A 13344-nucleotide genomic window follows, 5' to 3' on the forward strand; every position below is an offset into this window, starting at 1 on the left:
ATTAGACCAATGGCCAATGGCTCCCCGAGGCTGGAGGCGGAAAGGTTTTCGAAGGGACGCCCGCGTTAGATGGGCGCGGGAGGATTCATCATGATCAAGACAAGCCTAATGGCGGGAGCCGCCGCCGTCGCCCTGCTGGCGTCGCCCGGTATCGCCTCGGCCCAGGACGAGGCTGCGCTCGAAGCGCGCATCGCCCAGCTCGAAGCCCAGCTGAACGCCCTGAAATCCGAGGTCGTCGCCTCGCGCACCCAACAGGCCGCGCAACAGCAGGATATCATCCGCCTGGAGACCCGCCCGGCGGCTGCCACCAATCAGGGCCAGGTCCAGCAAGCCGCCGCCCCGGCCGCGCCCAGCGACGGCTTCCGCATCGGCGACCACACCGTCAAGTTCGGCGGCTTCGTCAAGGTCGACGCCTACGCCACGCGCTACTCCGGCGGCGACCCGGTCAACGGCGACGCGCTGCGTGAATTCCACATTCCCGGCTCCATCCCCATCGGCGGCGCCGACGAGGATACGGCGACCGATTTCAACGCCCGTCAGACCCGCTTCTGGTTGACCACCGACGGCATGGTCGGCGGCCACAAGATCGGCACCCGCATGGAGATGGACTTCCAGACCCTGCCCGGCGCCGGCGACCAGCGGACGACCAGCCCCGCCAACCCGGCCCTACGTCGCGCCTTCATCACCATCGACAACTGGCTGATCGGCCAGGAGTGGACCAACTTCCAGAACACCGCCGTCCTGCCCGAATCCGCCGACTTCATCGGCGCGGCGGAAGGCACCGTCTTCGCCCGTCAGGTCCAGGTCCGCTATACGCGCGGCCCCTTCTCGGTCTCGGTAGAGAACCCCGAGACGACCGTGACCCCGTTCGGCGGCGGCGCGCGCATCGTCGCCGACGACAACAGCCTGCCGGACTTCACCGCCCGCTACGCCGTGTCCCAGCCTTGGGGCGACTTCCAGTTCGCCGGCCTGCTGCGCCAGCTGAAATACGAGAATCCGGCGACCAACATCGATTCCACCGCGACCGGCTGGGGCCTGTCGGCCTCGACCAAGATCAAGGTCGGGTCCAAGGACGACATCCGCCTGATGCTGACCGGCGGCGAGGGCATCGGCCGTTATGTCGGGCTGAACTTCTCCAACGACGCCGTGCTGGACGCCTCGGGCGAACTGGACTCCATCGGCGTGGTCGCCGGCTTCGCGGCCTACCGCCACGTCTGGGCCCCCGGCTGGCGCTCCAGCCTGATCTGGTCGGCGCAGAAGGTTGACAACGAGACCGGCTTCACCGGCCTGGCGGTCAACCGTTCCGCCCAGAGCATCCATGCGAATTTGATCTGGTCGCCGGTTACGGCGTTCGATGTCGGGGCCGAGCTGATGTTCGCGGATCGTGAGATCGAGACCGGCGCCAGCGGCGACATGACCCGTCTGATCCTGTTCGCCAAATACGGATTCTGATTTTCTACGGAGACGTCTCGCGTGCCTGATCCCGACCTCTATCCCGTCCCTGCCGACTGGGCCGAAAAGGCCCATTTGAACCGGGAGACCTATGAGGCGGCGCGGATCGCGGCGCGCGAGACGTCCGACGCCTATTGGGCCGAACAGGCCAGGCGTCTGGACTGGATCACGGCCCCGACCAAGATCAAGGACGTCTCGTTCAAGAAGGAAGACTTCCGCATCCGCTGGTTCGAGGACGGCGTCCTGAACGTCTCGGCCAACTGCATCGACCGGCACCTGCCTCACCGCAAGGACGAGACGGCGATCATCTGGGAAGGCGACGATCCCGCCGACAGCCGCCACATCACCTTCGGCGAACTGCACGCCGAGGTGTGCCGCATGGCCAATGTGCTGAAGGCGCACGGGGCCAAGAAGGGCGACCGGATCACCCTGTATCTGCCCATGATCCCCGAGGCCGCCTACGCCATGCTGGCCTGCGCGCGCATCGGCGCGGTCCATTCGGTGGTGTTCGGCGGCTTCTCGCCCGACAGCCTGTGCGGCCGGATCGAGGACTGCGGCTCCAACCTGGTCATCACGGCCGACGAGGGTCTGCGCGGCGGCAAGCACGTGCCTCTGAAGGCCAATGTGGACGAGGCCCTGACGAAGGTGAAGGTCGACACCGTGCTGGTCGTGCGTCGCACCGGCCGCGACGTGCCGATGATCGAGGGCCGCGACTTCGACTACGCCCTGGAAGCCGCCAAGGTCGACGCCGACTGCCCGCCCGAGCCGATGAACGCCGAGGATCCGCTGTTCATCCTCTACACCTCGGGTTCGACCGGAAAGCCCAAGGGCGTGCTGCATACCACGGGCGGCTATCTGTTCTGGGCCGCCTGGACGCACGAGATCGTCTTCGACTATCGCCCCGGCGAGGTCTTCTGGTGCACCGCCGACGTGGGCTGGGTCACCGGCCATTCGTACATGGTCTATGGGCCGCTCGCGAATGCGGCGACGACCCTGATGTTCGAGGGGGTGCCCAACTATCCCGACGCCGGCCGCTTCTGGCAGGTGGTGGACAAGCACAAGGTCGAGATCTTCTACACCGCCCCCACGGCCCTGCGCGCCCTGATGCGCGAAGGCGATGCGCCTGTGAAGGCGTCCTCACGCGCCTCGTTGCGCCTGCTCGGCACGGTGGGCGAGCCGATCAATCCCGAGGCCTGGCGCTGGTATCACGAGGTGGTCGGCGACAGCCGTTGCCCAATCGTGGACACCTGGTGGCAGACCGAGACGGGCGGCCATCTGATCACCCCTCTGCCCGGCGCCACCGACCTGAAACCCGGATCGGCGACCCTACCCCTGCCGGGCGTCGAGCTTGAAATCGTGGACGCCGAGGGCCAGCCGCAGGAGGGCGCCGCGTCCGGCAACCTGTGCATCACCGACAGCTGGCCGGGCCAGATGCGCACCGTTTATGGCGACGACCAGCGCTTCTTCGACACCTATTTCTCGACCTATCCGGGCCGCTATTTCACCGGCGACGGCTGCCGTCGCGACGAAGACGGCTACTACTGGATCACCGGCCGGGTGGACGACGTCATCAACGTGTCCGGCCACCGCATGGGCACGGCCGAGGTCGAGAGCGCCCTGGTGCTGCACGACGATGTCGCCGAGGCGGCGGTCGTCGGCTATCCCCACGACATCAAGGGCCAGGGCATCTACGCCTATGTCACCCTGAACAACGGGGTCGAGGGGACCGAGGACCTGCGCAAGGCCCTGGTCGCCCACGTCCGCCACGAGATCGGCCCCATCGCCGCGCCCGACGTGATCCAGTGGGCGCCGGGCCTGCCCAAGACCCGCTCGGGCAAGATCATGCGACGCATCCTGCGCAAGATCGCCGAGAACGAGATCGGGTCGCTGGGCGACACCTCGACCCTGGCCGACCCGTCGGTCGTGGACGATCTGGTGAAGAACCGCGCCGGGGCGGAATAGACAGGGCGCAATAGCGGCGCGGGGTTCAATGCGGGGGCGGACGCGCCTATCTGTGCGTCAGCCTGCCGCAGCCTGAGCCGTCCATGCCCCGTTTCCTGTCCCGCCTGCCCATCGACGGCTATCTTCTGGCCCTGATCGGGATGGTGATCCTGGCGGCGCTGCTGCCCGCCAGCGGACAGGCCGCCGTGGTCATGGACTGGGTGGTCAAGGCGGCCATCGCCCTGCTGTTCTTCCTGTACGGCGCGCGGATGTCGCCGGCGGCCATCGGCGCGGGCCTGCTGCACTGGCGGCTTCAGGGCACGGTCTTCCTGTCGACCTTCCTGCTGTTTCCGCTGCTGGGGCTGGGGCTTGTCTTCCTGATGCGCGGCTCGCTTCAGCCCGATCTGCTGACGGGGATGCTGTATCTGTGCCTGCTGCCGTCCACGGTGCAGTCGTCCATCGCCTTCACCTCCATCGCCGGCGGCAATGTCGCGGGCGCCCTGACCAGCGCCAGTCTGTCGAACCTGCTGGGCGTGATCGTGACGCCGCTTCTGGTCGCCCTGATGATCGGCGGAGCGGGCGGCGGAATCCACCTGCAATCCATCCTCGACATCGGCCTGCAGATCCTGGCCCCGTTCGCCGTGGGCCAGCTGTGTCGCCCGCTGCTGAAGGATTGGCTGGGTCGTCACGCCAAACTGACCGGCCTGGTCGATCGCGGTTCGATCCTGCTGATCGTCTACGCCGCCTTCAGCGAGGGCGTCGTGGCCGGCGTCTGGTCCCAGGTGGCGCCCATGGATCTGGCCAAGGTCATCGGCCTGAACATCGTCCTGCTGGCCATCGTCCTTGGCCTGACCCTGATGGCAGGGCGGCTTCTCAAGTTCGACAAGCCCGACCGGATCGTCATCCTGTTCTGCGGCTCCAAGAAGAGCATGGCGACCGGCATCCCCATGGCCGGCATCCTGTTCGCCGGTCACGCGGTCCCGCTGATCGTCCTGCCGATCATGCTGTTCCACCAGATTCAGCTGTTCGCCTGCACCATCATCGCCCAGCGCTATGCGCGGGAGAATGAAGCTCGCGCCGTTAGCCCAGTCTTGCCTTGAGACATGGCGCCCCTTGAGATAGACCGCCCTCAGGCCATCGCGGGCATGATGTAGTGGTAGCCTGGCAGCTTCCCATGCTGCTCGTGCGGGTTCGATTCCCGCTGCCCGCTCCAGCCGATCGCCCGAGCGGTTGGTGAAGGCGCGACGATCGTGCCGCCGCGCCTCCTTCCCGTTCTCAGTTCGCGGCTTCGACGGTGACGCCGCGCTGTTGCAGGATGGCCTGGACACTTTCGTCCCCCGTCAGGTGACCGGCACCGACGGCGATGAAGGCGGTGCCCGAACCTTCGAGCAAGGTCTGGATCTGATTGGCCCAGTCGGTGTTCCGGTCGACCAGCAGCGCCTGATACAGGGCCGGCGAGGCCTCCTTCATTTCCTCGACCATGACGCGGTCCAGGGTGGCGACGTCGCCCTTGGCCCAGGCTTCGACCATGCCATCCAGCATGGTGACGGCGTTCTCGTAATCCTTCAGCGTCTCGCGCAGGAAGGCCATCTGCACGTCGTCGGGCAGGTCGGCCAGGATGCCGATCTGCTTGTCGATGGTTTCGAAGCCGTGGATCGGCTTGCCGGCCGCCTCGGCGCGCGCCTTCAGCACCAGTTCGACGCCGGACTTGGGATCATAGCCCGCCTTGACCAGGGGGGCGACCGACAGGCTGAGCGCCGCCAGCCAGGGCTTCATCGGCTGAAGCTGGGCGGCGGACGAACCCATGGCCTGGGCGGCGGCTTCCAGTTCGACGTTCTCCTCGGGCGTCAGGCGGCTGGACAGGGGCGTGTCGAGCGACAGGCCGTGCTGCTGGATCAGCGGCATGACGGCGGCCTGATCGTCGGGATTGCTGATCTCGAACCAGATGTCCGAGGCGCTGTCGAAAGCGGCCTCGACGCGGGGGCTGGCCCAGCCGGTCGTGGGGCGCAGGACGTGGACCGAACCGAACAGATACAGGGTCGAATCCGCATCCTTGATCACCCACAGGGCGGGGCCTTCGCCCTGGATGGGCGCAGCGGCGGCGGGGGCCGTCGTCTGGGCCAGGGCGTCGGCCGGAACCCCGGCGATGGAGACGAACAGGGCCAGGCCGCCGGCGACGCCGAGGGCGCCGCGCGCGAGGGTGGAAACGGAGGATCGGAGGCGGGCAGAGAGGGTCATGAGGTCACTCCAGTTTTTGAAAAGGACGGAAAAAGGGAAAAGAGGTCAGGCCAGACCGCGACGGGCGCTGACCCAGATGGAGGCGGCGAGATAAAGCGTCATCAGCACCGCGTAGATGTCCCAGGCGGTGATCGTCGGCGCGGCGCCCAGGCGTTCGGCGGCGGCCCACAGGAACAGGATCAGCTGGCCAAAGAAGAAGGTGACGGCGGCCGCCTCCATCACGGCGCGGCGCAGCAGTTCGTCGGCCTGGCGATAGACACGCACGTTCATCACCGTGTGCAGCATCACCAGCAGGCCGATGGCGCCGAGGCCGAGCACGGGGCTGACGCCCGTCAGGCTGAATCCGATCGGCAAGGTCAGGATGACGCCGGAGAAACCCATGACCGCCGCCTGGAACCGCGCCACGGCGGCTTCCTCGGGCGAGGCGTCGCCTTCCAGATTGTACATCTGTCCCAGGCGTTTGGCGTCCAGGCTGACGTAAAGCGCCCACAGCGCGCCCACGACCAGGGCGAACCCGACCAGCAGGGCCAGCACGTCCGACCAGCGTATGGCCTTGTCCGTCAAGCCGAACCCGCCCGGCGCGACCTTGGCCAGCCAGGCGCCGACGCCGTAGCCGATCACGCCGAACATGGCGCCGAAGGCGAAGGCGCGGACCCATCGGGGCCACGAGGCGGGAGAGAGCGAGGGAGACTTCATTTCGTCGGCTCCTGGTCGTCCGAAAAGATGGATTCGATGGGTTGGCCGAAGATGCGCGCGATCTTGAAGGCCAGCGGCAGGGAGGGATCGTAGCGCCCGGTCTCCAGCGCGTTCACCGTCTGGCGCGACACGCCCAGATGTTCGGCCAGCTGCGCCTGGCTCCAGTCACGCTCGGCGCGCAGGACCTTGAGACGATTGTTCATGGCTCAGCCCCGCATCCGCGCCAGCCACCACCAAGCCCACACGACGGTGTAGCCGATCAGCATGGGGGCGATCATCAAGGCCGCGCCGGCGGACATATAGTCGACGGGGGAGCCGCCCGATCCGACGTGGCGGGCGATGATGTCGCGCCACGGTCCGGCGGAGGACAGGATCAGTCCCACGCCGCTGACGCACATGCCGGCCGTGCCGCCCCAGTACCAGGCGGCCTTGTGGGCCTCGCGCGCGGCCTCGTCGATCACCCGCATCCATTCGGCGCCGACCCAGAGGGCACCCGCCATGATGGCGGCGGCGAAGACGCCGGTCACGATCAGCTCACCAAGCTCAGAGGTAATCCAGCCCGAGTTGGAAGCGTAGCCAACCGCAATGCCGCCCAGAAGCGCGAACAGCAGCCCACCGCCGAACGTGATCACCGTCGCCCTGATTACCGGCCGCCACTTACGCATCAGTCAACACCCCTTGTCCAATTGACAAGTTACATTGACATCACGCTGCGACGCCTGTCAAGCGCCCTTTCCACAAAAAGACGCCCTACTCCGACTTGGACGAGGCGATCAGCTCCGGGCGAGCGATGACGCGCGGCGCCGTCTCCACCGGCGTCAGGTCCGGCAGGGCCTTGCCTTCGTGGTCCACCTGCAGGTCTTCGAAGCGGCGGGCCGAGACCATGACCTGGCTCTCCAGCGAGCCGACGAACTGATTGTATTTGCCCACGGCCTGATCCAGGGCGCGACCGACGGCCGAGGCGTGACCGCCCATGACCGACAGCCGCTTGTAAAGCTCGCGGCCCAAGGCGGCGACCTTGTCGGCGTTGGCCGCCTGTTCTTCCGCCCGCCAGCCATAGGCGACCGCCTTGCACAGGGCGAACAGGGTCGAGGGGGTGACGATGACGACGCGCGACGCCATCGCCTGGGTCATCAGGTCCGGCTCGTGATCCAGAGCAGTGACCAGAAAGGCGTCGCCGGGCACGAACAGGACGACGAAATCCGGGCTGGGCTTGAACTGGTCCTGATAGGCCTTGGACGACAGCTGGCGCACGTGAGTCTTCAGGCTGGCGGCGGTGCGCAGGCCGACCGAACGGGCGCGCGCCTCCTCGTCGCCGTCGCCCTCGTCGAAGGCCAGGGGCACCTTGGCGTCGATCACGAACATGCCGCCGCCGGGCAGGCGCACGATGAAGTCGGGCCGGTTCTGGCGACCCTCGTCGTCGGCGCTGGAGGTTTGTTCGGTGAAGTCGAACCGGCCGGCCATGCCGGCGGCCTCCAGCACGTTTCGACAGGTCTGTTCGCCCCAGCGGCCGCGTCGGCCGGTGTTGCCGCGCAGGGCCTCGGTCAGCTTTCGCGCCTCGTCCCGTGTCGCCGACGACGCCGCCATCAGCTGGGTCAGTTGTTCGCGCAGGCCGCCGGTCTCCTCGGCCCGGGTCTTTTCCAGCGCGGCGACATGTTCCTGGAACTTGGTCAGGGTGTCGGCGACGGGCTTGAGCTGGGCCGCCATCCGCTCGCGCGCCAACTGGTCCTGGGCGCGGAAGGTCTCGGTCGCGCGGCTGACCATCTGGTCCGCCACCACCTGGGCCGACTGGGCCGCTTGGGCCTTGAGCATTTCGCCCATGGTGACGCGGCTTTCCTCGACCAGGTCGATGCGCGCCTCGGCGGCCGCCAGCGCGCCTTGCGTCCTCTGCCAGCCCATGAAGGCCCACAGGAACGCGCCCGCGAAGGCGGCGGCGAGAAGGGCGAGGATGGGCACGAGCATGTTCATGCTCCGTTCCTAGCGGGAGTCGCAGCCCATGAGAAGCGCGCCAAGCCTCGCAGGAACGTAGCCGTTCCGGTGACGTTGGTTTGGCTGAACCTGTCCTCGGAGAAGACACGCCATGATCCCGCAAGAGCCCGAACGTCACGACAAGGCCGCCGACGCCGTCCACGAAGGCCGTCCGGTCGATGCCGAACTGGTGCGCAGCGGACGCAAGGGTCCGCGCATCCTGGTTCTGCTGGTCATCTCGACGCTGGCGGCGGCGGTTCTACTGTTGGGAATCTGGATGATTTCGAACGGCGGCTTCAACGCCCAGAACGATGAAACTGGCCCGACCGCAGCGGACACTCGCGACTTTGCAGGCGACAGCCAGACGCCGCCTGCGGCCGACGCCCCCACGGACGCGACAGGCCGAGCTGAGCCTGTGCCGACCGGCGAGGCGCCGAACGTCAATGCGCCGACGACGCCGTCGAACTGATCGGCGTCAGGCGGGGCGGCGGGCCTTCAGGGCCTGGACGATGGTGCCGTCGTCCAGCCAGTCCAGATCCCCGCCGACCGGCACGCCGCGCGCCAGGGACGTGACCTCGACATCCGGGCCGCCGATCCGCTCGGCGACATAGTGGGCGGTGGTTTGGCCATCGACGGTGGCAGGCAGGGCCAGCACGACCTCGCGCACGCCGCCGCCCCGCACCCGTCCGACCAGTTCGGTGATGCGCAGATGCTCGGGCCCGACGCCGTCCAGGGCGGACAGCAGCCCGCCCAGCACATGGTATTTACCGCGGAAAGCGCCGGATCGCTCCATCGCCCACAGGGCGCCGGCCTCCTCGACCACGCAGATCAGGCCGTTGTCGCGCGCGCCGTCCGAACAGATGGCGCAGGGGTCGCGGGTGTCGGGTGTCCCGCACACCGAACAGGACACGACCTTTTCCGCCGTCTCGGCCAGGGACGCCGCCAGCGGCACAAGCAGCTGCTCGCGACGCTTCAGCAGGGCCAGGGCCGCGCGACGGGCGGAGCGTGGACCCAGACCTGGCAGTTTGGCGAGCAGGGAGATCAGCCGTTCGATCTCCGGCCCGGCGGAGGCGGCCATCAGAACAGTTTCGGCATTCCGGGAATGTTCATCCCGGCCATCGGCCCGGCGGCTTCGCGCATCAGGGCGTTGTTCTGTTCGTCCAGCTTGCGCTTGGCGTCGGCATGGGCGGCGACGATCAGGTCGGCCAGGATCTCGCCCTCGCCGGGCGTGAGCAGGCTGTCGTCGATCCTGATCGCGGTGATCTCGCCCGGTCCCTTGAGGGACACCGAGACAAGGCCGCCGCCCGAGGAGCCCTCGGCGCTGGTTTCGGCCATCTTGGCCTGGGCGTCCTGCAGCTTTTGCTGCATCGCCTGGGCCTGCTGCATCAGTTGTGTGAGGTCTTTCATGCTCTCTAGATAGGGGCAAGACGGCCGGTGCGACAGGGGTTTTGCGCATTCCTCGCGAAATCGGAAACGCAGAGGCGCCGCATTCGCACTTGCGACCGTTGCAAAACGGCCTAATTAGCACCTGCATTCGTTGCTGTTCTAATCAGGAAGGCATTCCATGGCCTATGACGCCCTCACTCATCGCGACGCCCCGCTGTCGGACGCCGCCCTGTCGCAACTGTTCACCGAGGCGCGCACGCGCAACGGCTGGACCGATCGCCCCGTCGCGCCCGAGCTGCTGCACAAGCTCTATGAGCTGACCAAGTTCGGGCCCACGGCGGTCAACGGATCGCCCGCCCGCTTCGTCTTTGTGACCTCGCCCGAGGCCAAGGCGCGCCTGGTCCCGCTGATGAGCGAGGGCAATCAGGCCAAGACCCAGCAGGCGCCGGTGACCCTGATCATCGGCCAGGACATCGACTTCCACGAGCATCTGGACGCCCTGTTCCCGCACGCGCCGGGGGCCAAGACCTGGTTCGCCGACGAGGCCGGCCGTCGCGAAAGCGCCTTCCGCAACGCCTCGCTGCAGGGCGGCTATCTGACCATCGCCGCGCGGGCGCTGGGCCTGGATGTCGGGCCGATGTCCGGTTTCGACGCGGCGGGCGTGAAGGCCGAGTTCTTCCCCGACAGCAATGTCGAGCCGAACTACATCCTCAACCTGGGCTATGGCTCGGACGAGAACCTGTTCCCCCGCTCGCCGCGCCTGTCGTTCGACGAGGCGGCGCGGATTCTCTGAGGCGGCTGCGCCTGCCGAAAAACGAAGAAGGGCGGCCCGTCGGGGCCGCCCTTTTTTGTCGTCTCTGGACCGAAGTCGATCAGGTGTTCGGCGGGGCCGAGGCCGTCGCGGCGGGCGGAGCCGCCGGGGTGGCCTGGGCCGCTGCGGGCGCGCCCTCGGCCGGGGTCGTGCCCGTCGCTTCGGTCGCGGCGGCGCCTTCGGTCACGGGCGCCTCCGCCCCCTCGGCCGGGGCGGCGGCGCCGGGCTGACGGGTCGGATCCGGCGCCGGGATGGCGAAGCCGCCCGAGCCTTGCGTGCGCAGCCAGGCGATCAGGTTGATGCGCGTCTGGGTGTCGCGGATGCCCGCGAAGGACATCTTGGTGCCCGGCACATAGCGCGCCGGCGCCGTGATGAAGCTGTCCAGCTGGTCATAGCCCCAGGCCGGCGCCTCGGCCTTGTGCTTGGCCATGGCGTCCGAATAGGCGAAGCCTGGACGGTGCATCACCGGTCCGCCGACCACGCCATACAGGTTCGGACCGATGCCGTCCGCGCCCCCTTGCGTGACATTGTGGCAGGCCTGGCAGCGCGCGAAGGCGGCCTCACCAGCGGCCAGATCGGCAGTCGGCAGGACCGTGCCCCAGTCGGGCGCCAGTTCGGCCGCCTCGCCGCCTGCGACCTCATCCGGCGCATCGACGAAATAACCCATCTTTTCAGGAGGCTCGGAATGATAGACGAGGCCCGAGGCCTGCTGGACGACCAGGATGACGAAGGCCGTCCCCAGAGCCGCACCGAAAATCTTGTTCCACTTAAGATCGCCGCTCATGCGCCTGGTCGAATCCCTCTGCCGGCCGGGCCCTCGAAAACACGCCCCGGACATAATCTTGCGTTGGCGTCTCTTGCACGGTAGCGCCGCCTTCGCAACCGGCCCAACGCGCGACGGGCCAGACAGGCGTCAGGGAAGTCGATGAATCCGTTGATAATGATACCCGCTCGCATGGCGGCGACCCGCCTGCCGAACAAGCCGCTGGCCCTGATCGGCGATGTGCCCATGATCGTGCGCGCCTATCGCCAGGCGGAAGCCTCGGGCCTGCCGGTCGTAGTCGCCGCCGGCGATCCCGAGATCGTCGAGGCGGTCGAGGCGGCGGGCGGGCGGGCCGTACTGACCGACCCCGCCCTGCCCTCGGGTTCGGACCGGATCCGCGCCGCCGTGGACGCCATCGACCCGGAGGGCGATTTCGACGCGGTCATCAACGTCCAGGGCGACATGCCCTTCGCCAGCCCCGGTCTGGCCGTCGCCTGCGCCGCCATACTGCATGGCGAACCGGCGTGCGACATCGCCACCCTGGTCGCCGCAGAAGCCGACCTGTCGGACCGGACCAACCCCGACGTGGTCAAGGCGGTGCTGGCGTTGGGTGAGAACGAGCGCCAGGGCCGCGCCCTCTATTTCACCCGCTCGACCCTGTATGGCGACGCGCCCATCTGGCGGCACATCGGCGTCTACGGCTATCGCCGCGAGGCTCTGAACCGCTTCTGCGCCGCCCCGCCGTCGCCGCTGGAGAGGCGCGAAAAACTCGAACAGCTGCGCGCCCTGGAGATGGGCATGCAGATCTGGGCCGCCGTCATCGACGAAGCCCCCCTGTCGGTCGATAATCCGGCCGATCTGGAAGCGGCGCGACGGCTGGCATGAAAAGAATCTCGCTCCCATGAAAGGGAGCGAGATTAGGCTTCCTCGACCCAGGCCTTGATCAGGCTGTGGGCGATGGCGAAGGGCGGCGGGGCCTGGATGGTCGGGTGGTCGCCCGCCAGCACCGCCCGCGCCTCGGCCCGCGTCAGCCAGGCGACGGATTCCAGCTCGGTCTGGTCGGGCCGGGCCTGGTCGTCCGACACCTCGGCGATCAGGCCGATCATCAGTTGCGACGGGAACGGCCAGGGCTGGCTGGAGTGGTAGGCGGTGGCGATCACGGTCAGGCCGGCCTCCTCCTTCACCTCGCGGGCGCAGGCCTCCTCGATGGATTCGCCGGGCTCCAGGAAACCGGCCAGAGCCGACATCCGCCCCTCGGGCCAGGCCGCCTGACGGCCCAGAAGGCAGATGGGTTCGGCGCCGCCCTTATAGACCGGCAGCATGATGGTGACCGGATCGACGCGCGGGAAATGCTCGGTCCCACAGGCCGGGCAACGGCGTTTCCATCCGCCCGAGGCCGTTTCGCTCAACGTGCCGCAGTTGGCGCAGAAACCGTGTTTGCGCCGCCAGTCGAACAGGCTCTTGGCCCCGCCCGCCATGGCCGCGTCCGCCGCCGGCAGGATCGCCGCCGCCGAGCGTAACTCCTGAAAGGCGCCGACGCCGGCCAGCGGCCCGTCGGTGGGGTCGATGGAGCCTTCGAATTCGATGGCGAAGACGGGCGCCGCATCCCACAGGCCCAGAAAGACATCGCGATCCGGCACGATGTCGCGCGCGTGTTTCAGCGACAGCCAGGCCAGGCGCGGCCCGTCGGCCGTCTCCTCGATCAGGGGACGCCCTTCCCACATGACCATGGCTTGGGCCTCGGGATTGGCCTCCTGTCGGGCCAGCCATTCGGGATCGTTGCGCAGGTCGCCGGCGCGATCGAGCGGATTGCCGGCGAAGGTGTTCTGATGGGCCATGCGGGTTTTGTAGCTCTTGATTCCGATGGCCGCACCCGTCATATCTCCGCTCGGAGATCGCGGGCGAAGGTTTCGCCAACTTGGTCAGGGCCGGAAGGCAGCAGCCACAACGAATTCCCCTTCGGGTCGCGGTCTCTACTTCTCTTTTTTGGTGCGCTAACGCTCGCGACGCGGTCGCTCGCTGCTTGAGCGCGGTTGTGCGCTAACGCATCGCGATGGGCCGGTTTGCTGCTTGAGCGCGTCTCGTTCGC

The 13344-nt window shown here is 67.8% G+C and carries 15 protein-coding genes, 1 tRNA gene and 1 other RNA gene; 8 read left to right on the forward strand and 9 right to left on the reverse strand.

What is annotated here, in order from left to right; genetic code table 11:
• Positions 1–90 precede the first annotated feature (90 nt).
• The 4 genes from ACP7BH_RS08875 to ACP7BH_RS08890 all read left to right on the forward strand — a co-directional run bounded on the left by ACP7BH_RS08875 (position 91) and on the right by ACP7BH_RS08890 (position 4606).
• Positions 91–1452, forward strand: coding sequence for a DcaP family trimeric outer membrane transporter (locus ACP7BH_RS08875; RefSeq protein WP_425981936.1), 1362 nt, complete (start codon positions 91–93; stop codon positions 1450–1452).
• A 21-nt stretch (positions 1453–1473) separates the two neighbouring features.
• The gene (gene acs / locus ACP7BH_RS08880) at positions 1474–3414 is read left to right on the forward strand and encodes an acetate--CoA ligase (protein ID WP_425981933.1); all 1941 of its coding nucleotides are present in this window, start codon (positions 1474–1476) and stop codon (positions 3412–3414) included.
• A gap of 83 nt (positions 3415–3497) precedes the next feature.
• Positions 3498–4493, forward strand: coding sequence for a bile acid:sodium symporter family protein (locus ACP7BH_RS08885; protein WP_425981930.1), 996 nt, complete (start codon positions 3498–3500; stop codon positions 4491–4493).
• 39 nt (positions 4494–4532) lie between these two features.
• Positions 4533–4606 (forward strand) — tRNA-Gly (locus ACP7BH_RS08890).
• A 62-nt stretch (positions 4607–4668) separates the two neighbouring features.
• On the opposite strand, the gene ACP7BH_RS08895 is transcribed toward ACP7BH_RS08890, so the two are convergent.
• From ACP7BH_RS08895 to ACP7BH_RS08915, 5 genes are all read right to left on the reverse strand, one after another.
• Positions 4669–5631: a TraB/GumN family protein gene (locus ACP7BH_RS08895; protein WP_425981929.1), complete on the reverse strand. Its 963-nt coding sequence runs from the start codon at positions 5629–5631 to the stop codon at positions 4669–4671.
• 45 nt (positions 5632–5676) lie between these two features.
• Entirely contained in the window at positions 5677–6327 is a 651-nt protein-coding gene (locus tag ACP7BH_RS08900) for a hypothetical protein (protein WP_425981926.1), read from the reverse strand.
• Positions 6324–6530 carry a helix-turn-helix transcriptional regulator gene (locus tag ACP7BH_RS08905; protein ID WP_135194562.1) on the reverse strand — a complete coding sequence of 69 codons (207 nt, stop codon included), beginning with the start codon at positions 6528–6530 and terminating at the stop codon, positions 6324–6326. The genes ACP7BH_RS08900 and ACP7BH_RS08905 overlap by 4 nt, the downstream gene beginning before the upstream one ends.
• Positions 6531–6533: 3 nt before the next feature.
• Complete coding sequence (locus ACP7BH_RS08910; protein ID WP_425981924.1) at positions 6534–6992, reverse strand: hypothetical protein; 459 nt, start codon at positions 6990–6992, stop codon at positions 6534–6536.
• A gap of 85 nt (positions 6993–7077) precedes the next feature.
• Positions 7078–8295, reverse strand: a complete 1218-nt coding sequence (locus ACP7BH_RS08915) for a DNA recombination protein RmuC (RefSeq protein WP_425981922.1) — start codon at positions 8293–8295, stop codon at positions 7078–7080.
• Positions 8296–8407: 112 nt separating this feature from the next.
• Here ACP7BH_RS08915 and ACP7BH_RS08920 point away from each other — a divergent pair, with 112 nt between their 5' ends.
• Positions 8408–8764 carry a hypothetical protein gene (locus ACP7BH_RS08920; protein WP_409716872.1) on the forward strand — a complete coding sequence of 119 codons (357 nt, stop codon included), beginning with the start codon at positions 8408–8410 and terminating at the stop codon, positions 8762–8764.
• Positions 8765–8770: 6 nt separating this feature from the next.
• On the opposite strand, the gene recR is transcribed toward ACP7BH_RS08920, so the two are convergent.
• Together recR and ACP7BH_RS08930 are read right to left on the reverse strand one after the other, a co-directional pair.
• On the reverse strand, positions 8771–9373 hold the full coding sequence (recR, locus tag ACP7BH_RS08925; protein ID WP_425981920.1) for a recombination mediator RecR: 603 nt from the start codon (positions 9371–9373) through the stop codon (positions 8771–8773).
• Positions 9373–9702 (reverse strand): YbaB/EbfC family nucleoid-associated protein, encoded by a 330-nt coding sequence (locus ACP7BH_RS08930; protein ID WP_135194557.1) that lies wholly within the window; start codon positions 9700–9702, stop codon positions 9373–9375. The genes recR and ACP7BH_RS08930 overlap by 1 nt, the downstream gene beginning before the upstream one ends.
• A gap of 157 nt (positions 9703–9859) precedes the next feature.
• Between ACP7BH_RS08930 and ACP7BH_RS08935 the strand changes: the two genes are divergently transcribed.
• Positions 9860–10474 (forward strand): malonic semialdehyde reductase, encoded by a 615-nt coding sequence (locus ACP7BH_RS08935; RefSeq protein ID WP_425981917.1) that lies wholly within the window; start codon positions 9860–9862, stop codon positions 10472–10474.
• 79 nt (positions 10475–10553) lie between these two features.
• On the opposite strand, the gene ACP7BH_RS08940 is transcribed toward ACP7BH_RS08935, so the two are convergent.
• Positions 10554–11276 carry a c-type cytochrome gene (locus ACP7BH_RS08940; protein WP_425981913.1) on the reverse strand — a complete coding sequence of 241 codons (723 nt, stop codon included), beginning with the start codon at positions 11274–11276 and terminating at the stop codon, positions 10554–10556.
• Positions 11277–11417: 141 nt separating this feature from the next.
• Here ACP7BH_RS08940 and ACP7BH_RS08945 point away from each other — a divergent pair, with 141 nt between their 5' ends.
• Positions 11418–12140: a 3-deoxy-manno-octulosonate cytidylyltransferase gene (locus tag ACP7BH_RS08945; protein ID WP_425981910.1), complete on the forward strand. Its 723-nt coding sequence runs from the start codon at positions 11418–11420 to the stop codon at positions 12138–12140.
• 32 nt (positions 12141–12172) lie between these two features.
• Here the strand turns inward: ACP7BH_RS08945 and nudC are convergent, their stop codons facing one another.
• Positions 12173–13093, reverse strand: a complete 921-nt coding sequence (gene nudC, locus ACP7BH_RS08950) for an NAD(+) diphosphatase (protein ID WP_425981907.1) — start codon at positions 13091–13093, stop codon at positions 12173–12175.
• A gap of 49 nt (positions 13094–13142) precedes the next feature.
• Here nudC and ffs point away from each other — a divergent pair.
• Positions 13143–13236: signal recognition particle sRNA small type (gene ffs / locus ACP7BH_RS08955), an RNA gene on the forward strand.
• The last annotated feature ends 108 nt before the right edge of the window (positions 13237–13344 follow it).

The sequence above is a fragment of the Brevundimonas sp. TWP2-1 genome, assembly GCF_049897645.1.
Classification (GTDB): Bacteria; Pseudomonadota; Alphaproteobacteria; order Caulobacterales; family Caulobacteraceae; genus Brevundimonas.